Here is a 20,146-nt window from a genome sequence, read left to right on the forward strand (position 1 = left end):
ATCTATGAACTCTTTACAATTTAATCGTCATCGTCGTTTAAGACAAAGCGGGGGCATGCGTGCACTTGTGCGTGAAACGTTTTTACATACGGAAGATTTTATTTACCCTATTTTTGTATTAGAAGGTGAAAATGTTCGTAATGAAGTTCCTTCTATGCCGGGCGTATATCAAATGTCTTTAGATTTATTGCAAGCTGAAATGCAAGAAGTTGTTGATTTAGGTATTCGTTCTGTTATTGTATTTGGTTTACCTGCTGAAAAGGATGAAGTTGGATCATCAGCATATTGTGATCATGGAATTGTACAACGTGCTATTCAGCAAATTAAAGGTGATTTCCCTGAGCTAGTAGTAGTTGCAGATACATGTTTATGTCAATTTACAAGCCATGGTCATTGCGGTGTAATTGAAGATGGGATTATTTTAAATGACGAGTCTCTTGCAGTTCTTGCGAAAACAGCTGTAAGTCAAGCGAAAGCAGGAGCGGATATTATTGCGCCATCAAACATGATGGACGGCTTCGTAACAGCAATTCGTCATGCATTAGACGAAAATGGTTTTGGACACGTGCCAGTTATGTCGTACGCTGTGAAATATTCATCAGCATTTTATGGACCATTCCGTGATGCTGCGCACGGTGCACCGCAATTTGGTGACCGTAAAACATATCAAATGGATCCGGCAAACCGTATGGAAGCATTCCGTGAAGCGGAATCAGATGTAATGGAAGGTGCAGATTTCTTAATCGTAAAACCAGCTCTTTCTTACTTAGATATCGTTCGTGATGTGAAAAATAACTTTAATTTACCAGTTGTCGCTTATAATGTAAGTGGTGAATATTCGATGATTAAAGCGGCAGCGCAAAATGGTTGGATTAATGAAAAAGAAGTTGTTCTTGAAAAATTAATTAGTATGAAACGTGCAGGGGCAGATTTAATTATTACGTATCATGCAAAAGATGCAGCAAGATGGTTACAAGAAGGAGGCGCTAAATAATGAAAAAGTTTGATAAGTCAATTGCAGCGTTTGAAGAGGCGCAAGACTTAATGCCTGGTGGCGTAAATAGCCCGGTTCGTGCCTTTAAGTCTGTTGGGATGAATCCGTTGTTTATGGAGCGTGGAAAAGGCTCTAAAGTATATGATATCGATGGGAATGAATACATCGACTACGTATTATCATGGGGTCCTTTAATTCATGGTCATGCAAATGATCGTGTTGTAGAAGCGTTAAAATCTGTTGCTGAAAGAGGTACAAGCTTCGGTGCACCAACAGAAATTGAAAATAAATTAGCAAAACTTGTTATTGAGCGCGTGCCATCAATTGAGATTGTGCGTATGGTTAACTCTGGAACGGAAGCAACAATGAGTGCACTACGCTTAGCTCGTGGTTATACAGGTCGTAATAAAATCTTGAAATTTATTGGTTGTTACCACGGTCATGGTGATTCGTTATTAATTAAAGCTGGTTCTGGTGTGGCGACTTTAGGTTTACCAGATAGTCCTGGTGTACCAGAAGGTGTAGCGAAAAATACGATTACAGTAGCTTATAACGATTTAGAAAGCGTAAAATACGCGTTTGAACAATTCGGTGATGATATTGCTTGTGTAATTGTAGAACCAGTAGCAGGAAATATGGGGGTTGTTCCTCCGCAGCCTGGATTTTTAGAAGGTCTTCGTGAAGTAACAGAACAAAACGGTGCATTGCTTATTTTTGATGAAGTAATGACAGGGTTCCGAGTAGCTTATAATTGTGGCCAAGGTTATTATGGCGTAACGCCTGATTTAACATGCCTAGGTAAAGTAATCGGTGGTGGTTTACCGGTAGGAGCATACGGTGGTAAAGCAGAAATTATGCGCCAAGTTGCGCCAAGCGGACCGATTTACCAAGCTGGTACTTTATCAGGTAATCCACTTGCAATGGCGGCAGGTTATGAAACGTTAGTACAGTTAACGCCAGAATCATATGTAGAATTTGAGCGTAAAGCTGAAATGTTAGAAGCTGGATTACGTAAAGCAGCTGAAAAACATGGCATTCCGCATCATATTAACCGTGCAGGCTCTATGATTGGTATTTTCTTTACAGATGAACCCGTTATTAATTACGATGCAGCAAAATCTTCAAACTTAGAATTCTTTGCGGCTTACTATCGTGAAATGGTAGAACAAGGTGTATTCTTACCACCATCTCAATTCGAAGGTTTATTCTTATCGACAGCACATAGTGATGCAGATATTGAAGCGACGATTGCAGCAGCTGAAATTGCAATGTCAAAATTAAAAGCGTAGTGTATTAGAGAAAATCGCTCTCCATAAGGGGAGCGATTTTTTTTATTCATAAAGTAAGCTTCCCACACATAAATCTGTAATGACATATAGTTTGGGAGGGGGAAAAGAAGTGGCTACAGATCATTCATTACGATTTTCATTAAAAGAATCTGTGTGGTTCCAAAAAGGACAGGAAGTCGAAGAACTTTTGTCAATTTCGTTAGATCCAGACGTTGAGATAGAAGAGCTTGATCATGAAGTAATCGTGAGAGGACAATTAGATTTAACGGGAGAGTATGTTGCACGAAAAGATGATTCCGCGTATTCATTAAGAGAACTATCGCCAGCAAAGTCAATTGATTATGTAGAAACAAGAGAAGATGGGGTTAATGAACTTGTTCATTCCTTTCCACTTGAAATATCAATTCCGAGAAATCGAGTGAAAGTAATTGAAGAGCTATATGTATCAATCGAGGAATTTGATTATGAATTAAAGGAAAATGGTTGCTTACAATTATTAGCGGATATATCTATTACCGGTTTGTGTGATGAAGAGAGAAGCGAGGATGAAGTTGAAGAGGAAGAAACGGTGTATGCTGAGTTAGAAGAAGATTCAGCGCAAGAGGATGAAAATAGACCGGCGCCGCATGTAGAAGAACCAGCATATAAGGAATCAGATGAGTGGGAAGATTACGCATTTGAACCGTTCCAATTAGAGGAAAGAAAAGAGCAGGAATTAGAAGAAGAGAAAATAGAAGAACATGAATTTGTGGAACGTGAAGAGGAGCAAGAAACAACGCCGCAATTTGAACTGTTCGGACGAAAAGATTTCAAGAAAGAAAAAGCGAAAAAGCAGGAAGAACAAGAAGAAGAGTACTCACAGCGAGATGAAAATGCGCTTTATTTAACAAAACTATTTACGAAAGAACCGGAAGAAGAATTTACAAAGTTAAGAATGTATTTCGTGCAAGAAGGGGATACAATTGAATCTATTGCAGACCGTTATGAAACGTCTGTACAAAATTTATACCGTGTCAATCAAACAGAAGATATATTTTTAAATACGGGGCAAATTATTTATATTCCCGTTTCAAGGGTAAAGGCGAAATAAGGAAGTGAGTGTTTTCACTCACTTCCTTTCTTAGAGGCTATGTTTTGAATAGAAAGGGTTATTCGTATGGATATTGAGTTGCGAAATCACTATGAACCTATCGTGAGGCAATATAGATTGGATACGCAGCATATGGAAGAGCACGGAAATGTAATGAAAATTTATACGAATCAAGGTCCATATGCACTCAAGAAAATAGAAGGCAGAAAGTTAGAGCGGAATAACTTTCTGCATCATATTCAATATTTGAAGGAGAAAGGTTTTTCAAATTATGTACCTATATATCATGCGACGGATGGAAGTTATATTTTAAGTGACGGGACGTATAATTATTATTTAATGCCTTGGTTAGAACGTGCAGAAGGAAACGGTGAGGACAATGATCAATACCATAAAATGTTTCAGACACTTGGAACGTTGCATCAAAAAACTATGAAGGAAGAAACGTATACGGAAGAAGATTTAGAAAAACATTATACAAGTATATCCGATCGTTGGGAAAATGATGGTGAGATGTTAGGAGAGTTTCTCGTAGAATCTGAATCAAAATGGTATATGTCCCCGTTTGAATTGCAATATTGTACGTACTATCATCATGTAATGAGAGCGCGTGAATTTGCAACGAAGCAATTAAATGAGTGGAACGATGCGATGAAAGAAAAGGAGAAAACGCGTATTACTTTTGTGCATGGTAATGTGTCACTGAATCATTTTTTATTTGACTATGAACGGAATGGCTATTTTATTAGTTTAGAAAAATCGAAGTTTGCAACGCCTGTGCAAGATATAGTAGGTTTTTATTCACGGTCTTTAAACACATATCCAATCGCAAGAAGTGATCGGTTTGAATGGTTTCAAATTTATCAAAAAAATTTCCCTTTTACGAAAGAAGAGCAACTACTTATGTTTGCGTATATGACGTATCCATCGCAATTTATTCGGCAAATCCAGTCTTATAAGAAAAGAAGAGATAATCGTAACGAGGAAAATGAACTGCGCGGAGTAAAGAGTTTGCAACAATCGCATTGGCTCGTTAGCAATATAGAATATTTCCTGTCACAATTACAAGCTGCCCAGCAAGGGAACGGATAAAGTAAACATTCCCCGCTGATGATTAGCCTTCACTAATTGGGCGTTTACGGGCACCAGGGCTCCCATCTAACTTCTTTGCTTCAGCTGAGTTTTGAGGTGGAGGTCTTACTGCCCACAAATAGCGGGGTAAAGAAGATAAGTAGAGGATTCTACTTATCTTCTTTTTGGCACCAAAAGCTGTAGTTTTAAATTTATCTTGACGAATAAGGTTTCGTTTTTTACACTATTGTATATAATAATTAACAATCATATAAATGCCTTGAAGGGGAAGAGTATAACATGAAACGTCTTCAGAGAGGAGAATCATTAGCTGGGAGATTCTCTAGATAGTTATGTTAGAAGGTAGCCCTGGAGCATCTTTTCTGAACGGAATAGTTCTTATTAGGAAAAGACGGATTTGTCCGTTATCAAATTAAGAGTATAAGCAAATTATGAATTTGTTTGTAAATAAAGGTGGTACCGCGATGTCCCTCGTCCTTTTTGGATGAGGGACATTTTTTATTTTAAGGAGGGAAAATAATGTCAAACACGGAAAAGAATTTACCAACTAAATATGATCATATGTCCGTTGAAGAAGGCCTTTATCAATGGTGGCTTGAAGGCAAATATTTTGAAGCAACAGGAGACGAGAAGAAACAACCGTATACAATTGTAATTCCACCTCCAAACGTAACTGGTAAGTTACACTTAGGTCATGCTTGGGATACAACTCTTCAAGATATTTTAACTCGTACGAAGCGTATGCAAGGATACGATGTACTATGGCTTCCAGGAATGGACCATGCTGGTATCGCAACGCAAGCGAAAGTAGAAGGAAAACTTCGTGAAGAAGGTATTTCACGTTACGATCTTGGCCGTGAAAAATTCCTTGAAAAAGCTTGGGAGTGGAAAGAAGAGTACGCTTCTCACATTCGTCAACAATGGGGGAAAGTTGGTTTAGGACTAGACTATTCTCGTGAACGCTTCACATTAGACAAAGGTTTATCAGATGCGGTTAATAAAGTATTCGTTCAATTATACGAAAAAGGCTTAATTTACCGTGGTGAATATATCATCAACTGGGATCCAGCAACACGTACAGCTCTTTCTGATATTGAAGTAATTCATAAAGAAGTTCAAGGTGCATTCTACCATATGAACTATCCGTTAACAGATGGTTCTGGTCACATTCGTCTTGCTACTACTCGTCCAGAAACGATGCTTGGTGATACAGCAGTAGCAGTTCATCCAGAAGACGATCGTTACAAACATTTAATCGGAAAAACAGTTACACTTCCAATCGTAGGCCGTGAGATTCCGATTATTGCTGATGAGTACGTAGAAAAAGATTTCGGAACGGGCGTTGTAAAAATTACACCAGCTCATGACCCGAATGACTTTGAAGTAGGTAACCGTCATGACTTACCACGCATCTTAGTAATGAACGAAGATGGATCGATGAACGAAAAAGCTGGTAAGTATAACGGTATGGATCGTTTCGAATGCCGTAAAGAATTAGTAAAAGACTTACAAGAAGCTGGCGTATTAGTAGAAATCGAGCCACATATGCATTCAGTAGGTCATAGTGAGCGTAGCGGTGCGGTTGTTGAGCCTTATTTATCAACACAGTGGTTCGTAAAAATGGCTCCACTTGCTGAAAAAGCAGTAGCGCTTCAACAAAAAGAAGAAGAAAAAGTAACGTTCGTACCAGAGCGTTTTGAAAACACATATTTACGTTGGATGGAAAATATTCATGACTGGTGTATTTCTCGTCAATTATGGTGGGGACACCGTATTCCAGCTTGGTACCATAAAGAAACTGGTGAAGTATACGTAGGTACAGAAGCACCAGCAGATATTGAAAACTGGAATCAAGATAACGATGTACTTGATACATGGTTCAGTTCAGCATTATGGCCATTCTCCACACTTGGTTGGCCAAATGAAGATTCAGCAGACTTCAAACGTTACTATTCAACAGATGCACTAGTAACGGGTTATGATATCATCTTCTTCTGGGTATCTCGTATGATTTTCCAAGGTTTAGAGTTTACAGGCGAGCGTCCATTTAAAGATGTATTAATTCACGGTTTAGTTCGTGACGAGCAAGGTCGTAAAATGAGTAAATCTCTTGGTAACGGTATTGATCCAATGGATGTTATCGAGAAGTACGGTGCAGATGCAATGCGTTTCTTCTTATCAACAGGAAGTGCACCAGGTCAAGATTTACGTTTCAGCATGGAAAAAGTAGAATCTACTTGGAACTTCATTAATAAAATTTGGAACGCATCACGTTTCGTATTAATGAACATGGATGATATGAAGTATGAAGAAATCGATTTAACTGGTGAAAAATCAGTTGCGGATAAGTGGATCTTAACTCGCTTAAACGAAACAATCGAAAGCGTAACACGTAACATGGATAAATATGAGTTCGGTGAAGCTGGTCGTTCATTATACAACTTCATTTGGGACGATTTCTGTGATTGGTATATTGAAATGGCGAAACTTCCACTATACGGTGAAGATGAAGCAGCTAAGAAAACAACTCGTTCTATTTTAGCTTACGTATTAGATCAAACAATGCGTCTATTACACCCATTCATGCCATTCGTAACAGAGAAAATTTGGCAACATTTACCGCATGAAGGCGAGTCTATTACAGTAGCTGCGTGGCCAACAGTTCGCGAAGATTTACAAGATACGGAGGCTGCGGCAGAAATGCACCTTCTAGTTGATATCATTCGCTCTGTTCGTAACATCCGTGCAGAAGTAAATACGCCAATGAGCAAAAAAGTTCAAATGCAAATTAAAGCAAAAGATGAGGCTGTACTTGCTCAACTTACGAAAAATAGCTCTTACATTGAGCGTTTCTGTAACCCAAGCGAATTAACAATTCAAACGGACTTACAAGCGCCAGAAAAAGCAATGACTGCAATCGTATCAGGTGCAGAGTTATTCTTACCGTTAGCTGATCTTATCAATCTTGATGAAGAGAGAGCTCGTCTTGAGAAAGAACTTGAGAAGTTCGATAAAGAAGTAGAACGTGTACAGAAGAAACTTTCTAACCAAGGTTTCGTAGCGAAAGCTCCTGCAGCGGTTATTGAAGGAGAGCGTGCGAAAGAGCAAGATTACCTAGAAAAACGCGAAGCAGTTCGTCAACGTCTAGCAGATCTTGAAAAGTAAAAATATTTTTAGAGACTCACTATATTGGTGAGTCTCTTTTCTTTGCGTATAATAGAACTATGAAAGTTGTCTTTTGAAAGGGGAAAAGCATACGTGATACATACATACGAAGAAGCGATAGGGTGGATTCATAGCCGATTGAAATTTGGTATTAAACCAGGATTAGAAAGAATGAATTGGATGCTAGAAGAGCTCGGAAATCCAGAGCGTCATATAAAATGTGTTCATCTTGCTGGTACAAATGGAAAAGGTTCAACGTTAACATATATGCGTTACATGTTAGAAGGCGTGAAATATAAGGTAGGAACGTTTACCTCTCCTTACATCGAATCATTTAATGAACGCATTAGTGTGAATGGAACACCAATTGCAGACGAAGAGATTACTGAACTTGTAAAGCTGGTAAAACCAGTCGTGGAAAAACTAGATGAAACGGATTTAGGGGAAGCGACAGAGTTTGAAATTATTACTGTTATGGCGATTTGCTATTTCGGCAAATTCAATTTCTGTGATGTTGTTTTATTTGAAACAGGGCTTGGTGGACGTTTTGATTCTACCAATGTTATACACCCTGTTCTCACGATTATTACGAATATCGGTCACGATCATATGCATATTTTAGGAAATACACTAGGAGAAATTGCATATGAAAAGGCGGGGATTATTAAGTCTGGCGTGCCGGTAATTACTGGTGTACAAGATGAAGAAGCTTTGCAAGTCATTCAAAATGTTGCAAAGGAAAATCATGCAAACTTATACGAGATGGGCAACCATTTTACAGCATTACATAAACAGTCTAGTGAAGATGGAGAACAGTTCGATTTCACTTGTCCTTTCGCCTCTTTTGAAGATGTGCGAATCACAATGAAAGGCAGCCACCAAGTAGGAAACGCAGCACTTGCGCTTATGGCAGTCATGTATGTAAAAACATACTTATCATTTTTAATTGAGGAAGAAGAAATAAGAACTGGATTACAGGAAGCGTATTGGGTGGGGCGCTTTGAAAAAATGCAAAGTAATCCAGATATTATTATAGATGGTGCTCATAATCCAGAAGGTATCGAAAGCCTTGTGAAAACAGTAGAAGCGCATTACAAAGATAAAAATGTAATAGTGTTATTTACTGCCCTTGGTGATAAACAATTACATAACATGGTAGGCCAATTAGAAACCATTGCAGATGAAATTATTTTTACAACATTCGCCTTTGATCGTGCTATTTCTGCTGATAAGCTTGCATCATATTCACAGAAAGAATCAAAATTAGTTTTTGAAAATTGGAAAGAGGCAATTGATACAAAAGTTGAAATGATAGCAGAAAATGATGTTTTTATCATAACAGGTTCTCTTTATTTCATTTCTGAAGTACGAAAATATATTTGCGAGAAAAACTAGATAGTCTTTGCTATCTAGTTTTTTTGTTCTACAAATGAAGTCAAATGCATACATATAAGATAAATATATAGGGTTATTTGGCGAATTCCTCTGACAAATATCTCGTTTTTTTATGAAATGAATATGATATGATGCGGACAACGATAAGAGGTGAGGTGTGAGTGTATGGACAAGCAATCACGAACGATCTCAGTGAAAGTGAATGGAACAGAAGCGAAGTATGAGGAAAAAAAGAAAGATGAATTTGAATGGATGGTAGTAGAAAGTGAACGACCGAAAAATGTTGTTCCGTTTCAAAAAGCGAAATCAATGTCTGTGGAAAAATACCGAAAGAAGTGGAGTAATACATTAATTGTAATCGTTGCAACTGCAATCATTATCGGTACGGCGTTTGGAATGGGGATGCTTCATTTACTTACTGGACAAGGAACGACAGGAGGAAGTGAAGTGACAGCTTCAAGGCCGACTGGAAATGGAGAATCAAAGGTGGGTGGAACGGCAGAACAAACACCAGCACCGAAAGAAGAAAAACAAAAAGCACAAGCAGGAACGTCATTGGATCCAATGAAATTATTTTTTGTTCAAGGGGGGCTTTATTCTTCTGAAGAAAAGGGACAGGCAGCTCTTGAAGAATGGAAAGGCAATGGGGGCATTGGTGCTTTGAGACCGAGCGGTGATAAGTATGCAATAGTTGTTGGTATTGCTAGCGATGAACAGTCTATAAATCAATTAATGACTAAGTATAAAAATGATGGTGTCTCCGTTTTAAAAAAGAACTGGGATATAACAGATAAAGCATTGCTGAAAGATGATAAAGAAGTAGGAACATTTTTAACAAAAGTGCAGCCATTATACACTCATTTAGCAAAATATGCTTCTAGCGTACAAGTTGGTGGAAAAAGCAGCGCAAAAGATATAGAAGTAATTGAAAAAGAATGGAAAAAGGTTGAAAAAGAAGGGAAAAGTATGAAACAAGAAGAAGCAAAGAAACTGTATATGTATACGTCGGTAGCTGTACAAACAGTAAAAGATGGGAAGATGGATAAGGAATCTTTGGCGAAATTAAATCAAGTTATTATTGATGGTTTACTCTCGTATGAAAAAATTGTTTCGTAGAAAGTGAAATGATAGGATAATAAAATGAGTAAGAAAGAAGTACATATACTTCTTTCTTTTCTTTTGAATTTAGAGCAAAGTGCTTTCTCTATGACAGGAATATAATCGTATGCAATAAAGAAGTGTTATTTTAGTTAGAGAAATTAATATTTCTTTCATTTGTGGGCAAACTATTCCTTTGATACGATTAATATAAATTGTTCTGCTTCATGTGAGAAAGGAAGGAGAAAATATGAGAAAAATAATTTTAGCTTCAGGGTCACCTCGGAGGAAGGAATTGCTTGAGTTAGCTAGTGTGCCATTTGAAATCGTTGTAAGTGAAGTAGAGGAAACAATTGGTGCATATTCATCGCCTTCTGATATTGTAATGTCGCTTGCCTTGCAAAAAGCATCAGCGGTGGCAGAAAATAATAGTGATCACATTGTGTTAGGTGCAGATACAATTGTTACATATGAGTCGCGTATTCTTGGTAAGCCTTCTAATGAGGATGAGGCGAAAGAGATGTTGCAATTACTATCTGGGAAAACACATGAAGTGTATACAGGTGTTGCAATTATAGCAAAAGAAAAAACGGTTACTTTTTATGAGCGTACAGAAGTTACATTTTGGGAGTTAACAGAAGAGGAAATTGATACATACGTCGCGTCGAAAGAACCTTTTGATAAAGCCGGTAGTTATGGGATTCAAGGTAAAGGATCTATTTTCGTTCAAAATATTCAAGGGGACTACTATAGTGTAGTTGGCTTACCAATTGCACGTCTCGTTCGGGAATTAAAACAATTTGATATTGATGTAACCCATGCGTAAAATTGCATGGGGTTTTCTTTGAGAGAACAAATAAAGGGGTGGAGAGATGAACGGTATTCGTGATGTTGTAAGAGAAGAACAGCCACGGGAGCGTTTATTGTTAGAAGGTGCTGGAAGTTTATCAAATCGAGAGCTTCTCGCAGTGTTACTCAGAACAGGTTCTAAAGAAGAAACAGTTTTAAAGTTGTCAGATAAAATTTTACATCAATTTGATGGCTTACGTATGTTGAAAGATGCAACATTAGAAGAGCTAATTAGTATACATGGTATTGGGATTTCAAAGGCATCGCAACTTATGGCAGCCTTTGAACTAGGCAGAAGAATGGTACGTTTAGAATATCAAAATGGATATAGTATTCGAAGTCCAGAAGATTGTGCGAAATACATGATGGAAGAAATGCGTTTTTTACAACAAGAGCATTTTGTTTGTTTATATTTAAATACAAAAAATCAAGTTATACATAGGCAAACGATCTTTATTGGAAGTTTAAACACGTCAATTGTACACCCGAGGGAAGTTTTTAAAGAAGCCTTCCGTCGTGCAGCAGCCTCTATCATATGTCTTCATAACCATCCCTCAGGAGATCCCACGCCGAGCCGTGAAGATATTGCAGTAACAAAACGCTTAGTAGAATGCGGCCAGATTATCGGAATTGAAGTGCTTGATCATATTATAATAGGTGACCATAAATTCGTGAGTTTAAAGGAAAAAGGTCATATTTAAGACTATGCTTTTTACTTATTTTGTTTTATAATGTGATTTATGAGTTTTTTGTAGAAATTTATCTACAAAAAGGATAAAGATATAAAAAACGTACTGTTTTTATAATATAAAGTAAGAAAAAATGAGTCCGTGAAAACAAGAAAGGAAGATAAATAATATGTTTGGATTTGGTGGATTTACTCGCGATCTTGGAATAGACTTAGGAACTGCGAACACGCTTGTATATGTAAAAGGAAAAGGTGTAGTTTTACGTGAACCTTCAGTAGTTGCGTTACAAACTGATACGAAACAAATCGTTGCTGTAGGTAGCGATGCAAAACAAATGATTGGTCGTACACCAGGGAACGTTGTGGCACTTCGCCCGATGAAAGACGGTGTAATTGCTGATTATGAAACAACTGCAACAATGATGAAATATTACATTCAACAAGCTCAAAAATCAAACGGTTTCTTCTCACGTAAGCCGTATGTAATGGTATGTGTACCATCTGGTATTACAGCTGTAGAAAGACGTGCAGTAATCGATGCGACTCGTCAAGCGGGTGCTCGTGATGCTTATCCTATCGAAGAGCCATTTGCAGCAGCAATTGGTGCAAACTTACCTGTTTGGGAACCAACTGGTAGTATGGTTGTTGATATCGGTGGCGGTACAACAGAAGTTGCAATTATTTCTCTAGGTGGTATTGTAACAAGCCAGTCAGTCCGTGTTGCTGGTGATGATATGGACGATTCAATCATTCAGTACATTAAGAAAAGCTATAACTTAATGATCGGTGAAAGAACAGCTGAAGCATTAAAATTAGAAATTGGTTCTGCAGGCGAGCCAGAAGGTATCGAGCCTATGGAAATTCGCGGTCGTGATTTAGTAAGTGGTTTACCAAAAACAGTACTAATTCAGCCAGAAGAAATTGCAGATGCATTAAAAGATACAGTAGATGCGATTGTAGAATCAGTTAAAAATACGTTAGAAAAAACTCCACCTGAATTAGCGGCTGATATTATGGACCGCGGTATCGTATTAACAGGTGGCGGGGCATTACTACGTAATTTAGATAAAGTAATTAGTGAAGAAACGAAAATGCCAGTTCTTGTTGCAGAAGATCCATTAGATTGCGTAGCAATTGGAACAGGTAAAGCATTAGACAATATCGATCTTTTCAAAACTGCTGCTCGATAATATTGCAAAATAAAAATCAGTGAAATTAAGAGGGTGTGAACGTGCCACAGTTTTTCTTAAACAAAAGATTAATTGTTTTGTTGGTTAGTATTATTCTTCTCGTGGCATTGATTGGAATCTCATTGAAAGAACGGAACAGTTTAACATGGCCAGAGCAGTTTGTTAAAGATACTGTCGGTGTTGTAGAACGTGTATTCCAAAAGCCAGCGAAATACGTAGCTGGATTCTTCGAAAATGTAGAGGATGTAAAGCGCACGTATGAAGAGAATAAAGAATTAAAAGCAAAATTAGATAATTATGCAGGTCTATCAGGGAAAGTAAAACAATTAGAAGATGATAACAAGAAGTTACAAGAGCTAACTGGTAAAAAAGAGTTAAATAGCGGGTATACTGAAATTCCAGCTACTGTTGTTTCTCGTAATCCAGATAAATGGTACGATTTAATTGGAATTGATAAAGGGGCACAGCAAGGAATTAAAAAAGATATGGCTGTAGTAACTTCACAAGGGTTAGTTGGAAGAGTGAAAAGTGTATCTCAGTTTACATCATCAGTAGAATTACTAAGTTCTATGAGCCGAACAAATCGCGTTTCTGCTATTGTACAAGGGCAAGAGAAAATCTTTGGATTGATTGAAGGTTATGACAAAGAAAAGCAATTACTTCTTTTCACAAAGATTGGCTCTGATGCACCGGTAGAGAAAGATCAACTAGTTGTAACATCTGGACTGGGTGATATTTTCCCGAAAGGTCTTGTAATTGGAAAAATCGTTGAAGTTCAGCCGGATGCATATGGCTTAACAAAAACAGCTTATGTAAAACCTGCCGCTGATTTAAATGACGTAGAGCATATTACGGTTGCTAAACGTGCAACACCTTCAGCGCCATTAGAATAGGAGGAGAAGAAGAGATGATGAAGATATTAAAAAGAGCAGCTCTTCCTCTTTTGCTCCTTTTTGTGTTTCTATTTGAAAATATGTTTGCTACTGTTGTTCCAACGGATGTATTTTGGAAAGACAGCATAGCAGCACCGCATTTCTTTATAATCGTCTTATGTTTTATTACAGTGTATTATAGTCCGGTCCAAGGGATTTATTACGGACTATTATTTGGCTTCTTATTTGATACCGTATACACAGAACTTGTCGGGATATATATTTTTGCTTATCCGATTTTAGCTTATTTAGTATATAGTGTGATGAAAGTACTACAATTGAATTTATTTATTGTTGTGTCTATCATATTAGCTAGCGTTGTAGCACTAGAGTATTATGTGTATGGATTCTTAACTTTATTAGGACGTACTCATATGCCAGCGTATGTCTTTTTCACAGATCGTCTCCTTTCTACTTTATTGTTAAATGCTATTTTCTTATTGATAGTTTGTTTCCCACTGAGACGATATATAGTGCGTCTTTCAAAAGCGATGGAAGAAAAAGAAAAAAGGATTTTCTAATTTTATGTCGAATTGAATCGGTGGGGTGAACTTTAGTGGAAGAAAAAAAGCAACAAAATGTAACGATAAAAGGGACAAAAGATGGGATAACGCTTCATTTAGATGATTGTTGTTCATTCTCAGAATTATTGATGGAATTAGACGAAAAACTTTCTACACATTACTACGATGGTGATGGGCGCTCTTTAATTGAAGTGCATGTGAAAGTAGGAAATCGTTATTTAACAGAAGTCCAACAAGAAGAGATTCGTACGTTAATTCGTAATAAAAAGAATCTTGTTGTGGATTCAATTGAAAGTGATGTTATCACTAAAGCAGAAGCAATAGCTTGGAAAGAAGAAACAGAAATTGTCCCTATTTCCAAAATTGTTCGCTCTGGACAAGTTTTACATGTAAAAGGAAATTTGTTGTTAATTGGAGATGTTAATCCAGGCGGAACGGTTATCGCTGGGGGGAATATTTTTGTCGTAGGATCATTAAGAGGAATTGCACATGCTGGGTATTATGGGGATTCGGATGCTGTAATCGCTGCATCTGTTATGAACCCGATGCAACTTCGAATTAGTGATGTGGCAATGCGGGCTCCGGAAGAGAAAGAAGACGGAGCGGAGGCGGCAGAATGTGCGTATATTAATGAGAACAATCACATTGTTGTCGATCGCCTGCAACTTCTCACTCATCTTAGACCTAATTTAACAAAGTTAGAAAGGGGAATTGTATAGCTGTGGGAGAGGCAATAGTAATTACATCTGGAAAAGGCGGAGTAGGTAAAACTACTACATCTGCGAACATTGGTACGGCCCTAGCGTTATCTGGAAAGAAAGTGTGCTTAATTGACACAGATATCGGTCTTCGAAATTTAGACGTAGTAATGGGGCTGGAAAATCGTATTGTATTTGATCTTGTTGATGTCGTTGAAGGGCGTTGCCGTTTACCTCAGGCTCTTATTAAAGACAAACGTTTTGATGATCTTTATTTATTACCTGCAGCACAAACGAGTGATAAATCAGCGGTAACACCTGAACAAATGGATGAATTAATACAAGTATTACGTCAAGATTATGATTACATATTAATCGATTGTCCTGCGGGGATTGAGCAGGGATTTAAAAATGCGGTAGCTGGTGCGGATAAAGCAATCGTTGTTACGACTCCAGAAGTATCCTCAATGCGCGATGCGGATCGTATTATTGGGCTTTTAGAAAAAGAGGATATTGAACCACCCAAACTTGTTATTAACCGTGTACGTAGTCATATGCTTCATGAACAGGATATGTTAGATGTTGATGAAATTGTACGTACATTGTCAATCGAGCTTCTTGGTGTTGTCGAAGATGACGATGAAGTTATTCGAGCTACAAATACAGGTGAACCTGTGGCGTTGCAACCAAGCGGAAAAGCAGCGTTGGCTTATCGTAATATTGCAAGACGCTTGTTAGGTGAGAATGTACCATTACAAGCATTTGAACAAGAAAAGGTATCGGTATTTGCAAAGGTGAAAAACTTCTTTGGAATCCGTTAAGAGCACTTCGCACATATGCGAGGTGCTTTCTTTTTTCTTCACACGAATATCTTTCTTTCTTAGCTCATACATATGTACAAACTGTATACAACTGTTTCTAATGAAATTAGCTTAACGAAAGAAAGGAGACAGTATGAAGAATAGACGCGTAGAAGAAATTAAAAAGCGGATTGCAAAAAGGAAGGCCGAGCAAGAAAGGATGGAGGAAGAGCAGTATTTTAACGGAGGGAATTTTGATAGTGAAGCAGTATTTATTGAAGATGGAGAAAAGGAAATGCATCCTTTATTTCGAAAGGAAGTCTTTTTCTTCAAAGTTTTATTATCAGCAATATTAGTTCTTTCGGTTGCTATTTTATATAAGAATGCTCCTTCTTCATTCAATGGAGCTAAAGCTGTTACAGAAAAAGTGATGAAAGAGGAATTTCAGTTTGCTACTGTAGCGAAATGGTACGAAAAGCAATTTGGAAAACCGCTTGTATTCTATTCGCCGAACGAGAAAAAAGAAGGAAGTATTCAGCAAAAAGATTATGCAATTCCTGCTTCTGGAAAGGTAATGCAAGGGTTTCAAAAAAATGGCCAAGGTGTATTTGTCCAAACAGCTACAAATGCAAAAGTGGAGTCAGTAAATGAAGGGTTAGTTGTTTTTGCAGGCAAGAAAGAGGAACTTGGAAATACAGTTCAAATTCAACATGCAGATGGTACGGAGTCATGGTATGCAAACTTAAACGATATGTCAGTGAAATTATATGATTACGTTTCAAAGAAACAAAAAATTGGAACGGTGAGTAATGATACAAATGATAAAAATGGAAAGTTTTATTTCGCGATAAAAAAGAATGAGAAATTTATTGATCCGATCCAGGTGATATCATTTGATTAAATATAGGGACGTTTTAACGAAAATTTCCGTGCATCCATTATTTTGGGTTATTATTGTCATTGGTATTTTTACTGCGCGTTTTAAAGAGTTACTACTGTTATTTTGTATTGTTCTTATTCATGAACTTGGGCATGCTTTTGCAGCAGCACACTATAATTGGCGTATAAAAAGAATTCAGCTTTTGCCGTTTGGTGGCGTTGCCGAGCTTGAGGAACATGGTAATAAGTCATTGAAAGAGGAACTTGTTGTCGTAATTGCTGGACCGATTCAACATGTTTGGATGATGCTGGTAGGTTATATGTTGTTCAAAGCTGGTTGGTTGAATGCAGATTTATATTATTTCTTCATGTGGAATAATATAATTATTTTAGCATTTAATTTACTTCCTATTTGGCCGTTAGATGGCGGGAAAGTATTGTTTAATGTATTATCATATCGTTTCCCTTATTTACAAGCACATGAAAAGATGATGCAATTGTCATGTGTTTTTTTTAGTGTAATATTAGGATGGCAGTTACTCTGGAATAGTAACAATATTATGATGTGGGTACTACTCATATTTTTAGCAGTGTCATTATATCAAGAGTGGAAACAAAGACGGTATGCATTTATGCGTTTTTTATTAGAACGTTATTATGGAAACAAAAGAGGAATCGAAAAGATTGCACCTATTGAAGTGCAAACGGAAGATCGTTTATATACGATCTTCACAAAATTTCGTAGAGGATATAAGCATTCTATTATCGTCCGTGGAAAATATAAAGAGCATTACACATTGGATGAAAATGAATTGCTCTATGCATATTTTACTGAAAAACGAACAACTTCATCAGTTGAAGAATTAATCGGTTAGTGTTGACGATAGCACTAACCTTTTATTATTGTAAAAGCAAAGAAGATTATAAAGTGAGGAAATAATTTTGAAAACGTTATATGTGAATTACGCTGGTTCGGAAAAGCGCGTTGCAATTGAAGAGAAGAAAAAGATTGTTGAGTTTTTATGGAAACGTAATGAAGAGCAAGAGATTGTTGGGCATATTTATGTTGGACGTGTCGTAAGAACAATTGCTGGAATGAATGCAGCTTTTGTAAACATCGGTTTAGAAAAACATGCTTACCTTTCATACGATGATGTACCATCTTCTTATCGTATACATGAAGGGCAAGCGATACTCGTACAAGTTGTGAAAGAGGCAATTGATACGAAAGGGCCTAAATTGACAGCGAATATAGAATTTACCGGGAAATATGTCGTTTATATGCCGTTTGATGAGATGCGCGCTGTTTCTCGAAAAATAAAAAATAATAAAAGAAGACAACAGTTACTCCAAATTGAAATAGAGGGAACGGGGGGGTACATTTTCCGTTCTGCTTCTGAAAAAGGAGCAATTGAAGAAATACAAGCTGAAATGCAAGGATTACAACAGTTGTATGAAGAGTTAAAAAGAAAAGAGGGTCAAGGAAAGGTGCCGTTATTACTTCATCGACCGGCGACCTTTTTAGATCGTGTATTTCAAGAGAACCCAATTGAAACAATTGAAAAAGTAGTTGTAGATACAAGAAGTATAGTAAAGGAATTAGAAGACAAAGTTGGAAAAGAAAAAGTATCTTTTTATAATGAAAAGTCTTCGATGTTTAACCATTTTGGAATAGAGCGTGAGATTGAGAAAGCACTCCAAAAAATTGTTTGGCTTCCAAATGGTGCTTATTTAATTGTAGAACAAATGGAGACGATGACTGTAATTGATGTGAATACGGGCAAGTTTACGGGAAAACAAAATTTACAAGATACAGTACTTCGCACAAATGAGCTAGCCGCTGAAGAAATTGCACGCCAATTAAGACTTCGTGATATTGGTGGTATGATATTAATTGATTTTATTAATATGAAAAAAAGAGAAGATAAAGAAAAGGTAAGAGAATGTCTCATAGCTGCTATGCAAGATGACCGAACATATACAAGGGTGCTCGGTTTTACGGAGCTAGGGATTTTGGAAATGACACGTAAACGTAAAAAGCATTCTTTACGGGACGTATTATTAAAAGAGTGTGTACCTTGCAAAGCGACGGGTTATGTGATGTCGCATGAAACAATTGCGTATGAGTTAGAGAGAGAACTAATCACATATGGCAATATAGAAGATGAAGCAGTATTAATCGCTGCGCCTAAAGAACTGCAAAAACAGTTTTTGCAAAAAGGATTACAAAAAAATATTCCATTTGAAATTTATTTCAAAGATGATATTATCGAAAAGTATGCTATCGTTCGTTTTGGAAGTAAAAAAGAAATTGTAGAACGGAAAAAATAGTTAGCAGAACATTTATTGACAACCGTCTATGATTCATGATAACATCTTTATGTTATAGTTTATAGCACCTAAACGGCTATATGCTACAACCGCACAAGACAGGTTCCCTAAAGGCATTTATGTCTACCTCGTTTTTGGCGAGTCTTAGTAATTAAGAGGAGGTGCAAGTATGTACGCAATTATCGAAACAGGTGGAAAACAAATTAAAGTTGAAGCTGGTCAAGCAATCTACATTGAAAAATTAGATGTTGAAGCTGGTGAAACTGTTACTTTTGACAAAGTTCTTTTCGTTGGTGGCGAAAACGTTAAAGTTGGTAGCCCAGTTGTAGAAGGTGCAACAGTTACTGCGAAAGTTGAAAAACAAGGTCGCGCTAAGAAAATCATCGTTTTCAAATACAAAGCGAAAAAGAACAATCGTAAGAAACAAGGTCATCGTCAACCTTACACTAAGCTAGTTGTTGAAGCTATCAACGCTTAATTCTGGTTAACATGATTAAAATTATGATAAGTCGCACGAAATTAGGAAGTATCCAATCATTTAAAATGACTGGACATGCCGATTATGCGCCACATGGACAAGACCTTGTCTGTGCTGGAACTACAGCGGTTGTGTTTGGTTCTATAAATGCAGTGGAAGAACTTTGTAATGTGCAAGCAACTATTGAACTCGGAAGTGATGGCGGATTCTTAACGTATGAATTGCCTAATGATTTAGACGTTCATGCAGCAGAAAAAGCACAAACGCTTTTAGAAGGATTAGTTGTTTCGCTTAAGACGATCGAACTTGATTACGGAAAGTATATCCGTTTAATAGAAAAAGTGCAGGAGGTGTAACGTATGTTAAGATTAGATCTTCAGTTTTTCGCATCTAAGAAAGGTGTAGGTAGTACAAAGAACGGTCGTGACTCTCAGTCAAAACGTCTTGGTGCTAAACGCGCAGATGGTCAAACGGTTACAGGTGGTTCAATTCTTTACCGTCAACGCGGTACAAAAATTTATCCAGGTGTTAACGTTGGTCGTGGTGGCGATGACACTTTATACGCGAAAGTTGACGGCGTAGTACGCTTTGAGCGTCTTGGTCGTGACCGCAAACAAGTGAGCGTATATCCTGTTGCTCAAGAAGCATAAGAAC

General features: G+C 37.3%; 20 protein-coding genes and 2 other annotated features. All 20 genes read left to right on the top strand.

The features are described 5' to 3' along the window. Positions 1 to 4: 4 nt before the first annotated feature. The 20 genes from hemB (at position 5) to rpmA (ending at position 20,142) form a co-directional block, all read left to right on the top strand. Complete coding sequence (hemB, locus tag ACTFRM_RS15275; RefSeq protein ID WP_001087065.1) at positions 5 to 994, top strand: porphobilinogen synthase; 990 nt, start codon at positions 5 to 7, stop codon at positions 992 to 994. Further along, positions 994 to 2,283: a glutamate-1-semialdehyde 2,1-aminomutase gene (gene hemL, locus ACTFRM_RS15280; protein ID WP_000712943.1), complete on the top strand. Its 1,290-nt coding sequence runs from the start codon at positions 994 to 996 to the stop codon at positions 2,281 to 2,283. The genes hemB and hemL overlap by 1 nt, the downstream gene beginning before the upstream one ends. A 79-nt stretch (positions 2,284 to 2,362) precedes the next feature. Next, positions 2,363 to 3,373, top strand: coding sequence for a stage VI sporulation protein D (spoVID, locus tag ACTFRM_RS15285; RefSeq protein WP_002024850.1), 1,011 nt, complete (start codon positions 2,363 to 2,365; stop codon positions 3,371 to 3,373). Between the two features lie 66 nt (positions 3,374 to 3,439). Beyond that, entirely contained in the window at positions 3,440 to 4,465 is a 1,026-nt protein-coding gene (gene ysxE / locus ACTFRM_RS15290; protein ID WP_440043444.1) for a spore coat protein YsxE, read from the top strand. A gap of 250 nt (positions 4,466 to 4,715) precedes the next feature. Further along, positions 4,716 to 4,947, top strand: a binding site (T-box leader). Positions 4,948 to 4,984: 37 nt separating this feature from the next. Next, the gene (locus tag ACTFRM_RS15295) at positions 4,985 to 7,630 is read left to right on the top strand and encodes a valine--tRNA ligase (protein ID WP_000072244.1); all 2,646 of its coding nucleotides are present in this window, start codon (positions 4,985 to 4,987) and stop codon (positions 7,628 to 7,630) included. Positions 7,631 to 7,723: 93 nt separating this feature from the next. Next, entirely contained in the window at positions 7,724 to 9,025 is a 1,302-nt protein-coding gene (locus tag ACTFRM_RS15300; protein ID WP_440043445.1) for a bifunctional folylpolyglutamate synthase/dihydrofolate synthase, read from the top strand. Positions 9,026 to 9,190: 165 nt separating this feature from the next. Continuing rightward, entirely contained in the window at positions 9,191 to 10,141 is a 951-nt protein-coding gene (locus tag ACTFRM_RS15305; RefSeq protein WP_000361009.1) for a stage II sporulation protein B, read from the top strand. Positions 10,142 to 10,373: 232 nt separating this feature from the next. Continuing rightward, on the top strand, positions 10,374 to 10,949 hold the full coding sequence (locus tag ACTFRM_RS15310; RefSeq protein WP_001226290.1) for a Maf family protein: 576 nt from the start codon (positions 10,374 to 10,376) through the stop codon (positions 10,947 to 10,949). Positions 10,950 to 10,995: 46 nt separating this feature from the next. After that, positions 10,996 to 11,673: a RadC family protein gene (gene radC, locus ACTFRM_RS15315; RefSeq protein ID WP_440043446.1), complete on the top strand. Its 678-nt coding sequence runs from the start codon at positions 10,996 to 10,998 to the stop codon at positions 11,671 to 11,673. A gap of 157 nt (positions 11,674 to 11,830) precedes the next feature. Continuing rightward, complete coding sequence (gene mreB, locus ACTFRM_RS15320) at positions 11,831 to 12,850, top strand: cell shape-determining protein MreB (protein WP_000466736.1); 1,020 nt, start codon at positions 11,831 to 11,833, stop codon at positions 12,848 to 12,850. A 41-nt stretch (positions 12,851 to 12,891) separates the two neighbouring features. Beyond that, the gene (mreC, locus tag ACTFRM_RS15325; protein WP_001135488.1) at positions 12,892 to 13,743 is read left to right on the top strand and encodes a rod shape-determining protein MreC; all 852 of its coding nucleotides are present in this window, start codon (positions 12,892 to 12,894) and stop codon (positions 13,741 to 13,743) included. Positions 13,744 to 13,757: 14 nt separating this feature from the next. Further along, positions 13,758 to 14,303, top strand: a complete 546-nt coding sequence (mreD, locus tag ACTFRM_RS15330) for a rod shape-determining protein MreD (RefSeq protein ID WP_000975766.1) — start codon at positions 13,758 to 13,760, stop codon at positions 14,301 to 14,303. A 35-nt stretch (positions 14,304 to 14,338) separates the two neighbouring features. Then, a complete protein-coding gene (gene minC, locus ACTFRM_RS15335; protein ID WP_000391521.1) occupies positions 14,339 to 15,025 on the top strand; it encodes a septum site-determining protein MinC in 687 nt (228 codons plus the stop codon). Between the two features lie 2 nt (positions 15,026 to 15,027). Then, positions 15,028 to 15,825, top strand: coding sequence for a septum site-determining protein MinD (minD, locus tag ACTFRM_RS15340; RefSeq protein ID WP_000503309.1), 798 nt, complete (start codon positions 15,028 to 15,030; stop codon positions 15,823 to 15,825). Between the two features lie 133 nt (positions 15,826 to 15,958). Further along, positions 15,959 to 16,705, top strand: coding sequence for a stage IV sporulation protein SpoIVFA (spoIVFA, locus tag ACTFRM_RS15345; RefSeq protein WP_000797471.1), 747 nt, complete (start codon positions 15,959 to 15,961; stop codon positions 16,703 to 16,705). Further along, positions 16,698 to 17,558: a stage IV sporulation intramembrane metalloprotease SpoIVFB gene (gene spoIVFB / locus ACTFRM_RS15350; protein WP_000599058.1), complete on the top strand. Its 861-nt coding sequence runs from the start codon at positions 16,698 to 16,700 to the stop codon at positions 17,556 to 17,558. Before spoIVFA ends, spoIVFB begins: the two co-directional genes overlap by 8 nt. Before the next feature lie 67 nt (positions 17,559 to 17,625). Continuing rightward, complete coding sequence (locus ACTFRM_RS15355) at positions 17,626 to 19,014, top strand: Rne/Rng family ribonuclease (RefSeq protein WP_000855491.1); 1,389 nt, start codon at positions 17,626 to 17,628, stop codon at positions 19,012 to 19,014. Positions 19,015 to 19,091: 77 nt separating this feature from the next. Continuing rightward, positions 19,092 to 19,169: a sequence feature (ribosomal protein L21 leader region), on the top strand. A 14-nt stretch (positions 19,170 to 19,183) separates the two neighbouring features. Then, a complete protein-coding gene (gene rplU / locus ACTFRM_RS15360) occupies positions 19,184 to 19,492 on the top strand; it encodes a 50S ribosomal protein L21 (protein WP_000270907.1) in 309 nt (102 codons plus the stop codon). 11 nt (positions 19,493 to 19,503) lie between these two features. Continuing rightward, positions 19,504 to 19,848 (top strand): ribosomal-processing cysteine protease Prp, encoded by a 345-nt coding sequence (locus tag ACTFRM_RS15365; RefSeq protein ID WP_440043447.1) that lies wholly within the window; start codon positions 19,504 to 19,506, stop codon positions 19,846 to 19,848. 3 nt (positions 19,849 to 19,851) lie between these two features. Further along, the gene (rpmA, locus tag ACTFRM_RS15370) at positions 19,852 to 20,142 is read left to right on the top strand and encodes a 50S ribosomal protein L27 (RefSeq protein ID WP_000944958.1); all 291 of its coding nucleotides are present in this window, start codon (positions 19,852 to 19,854) and stop codon (positions 20,140 to 20,142) included. The last annotated feature ends 4 nt before the right edge of the window (positions 20,143 to 20,146 follow it).

Source organism: Bacillus cereus group sp. MYBK227-1 (genome assembly GCF_051916325.1).
GTDB classification, from domain to species: Bacteria; Bacillota; Bacilli; order Bacillales; family Bacillaceae_G; genus Bacillus_A; species Bacillus_A cereus.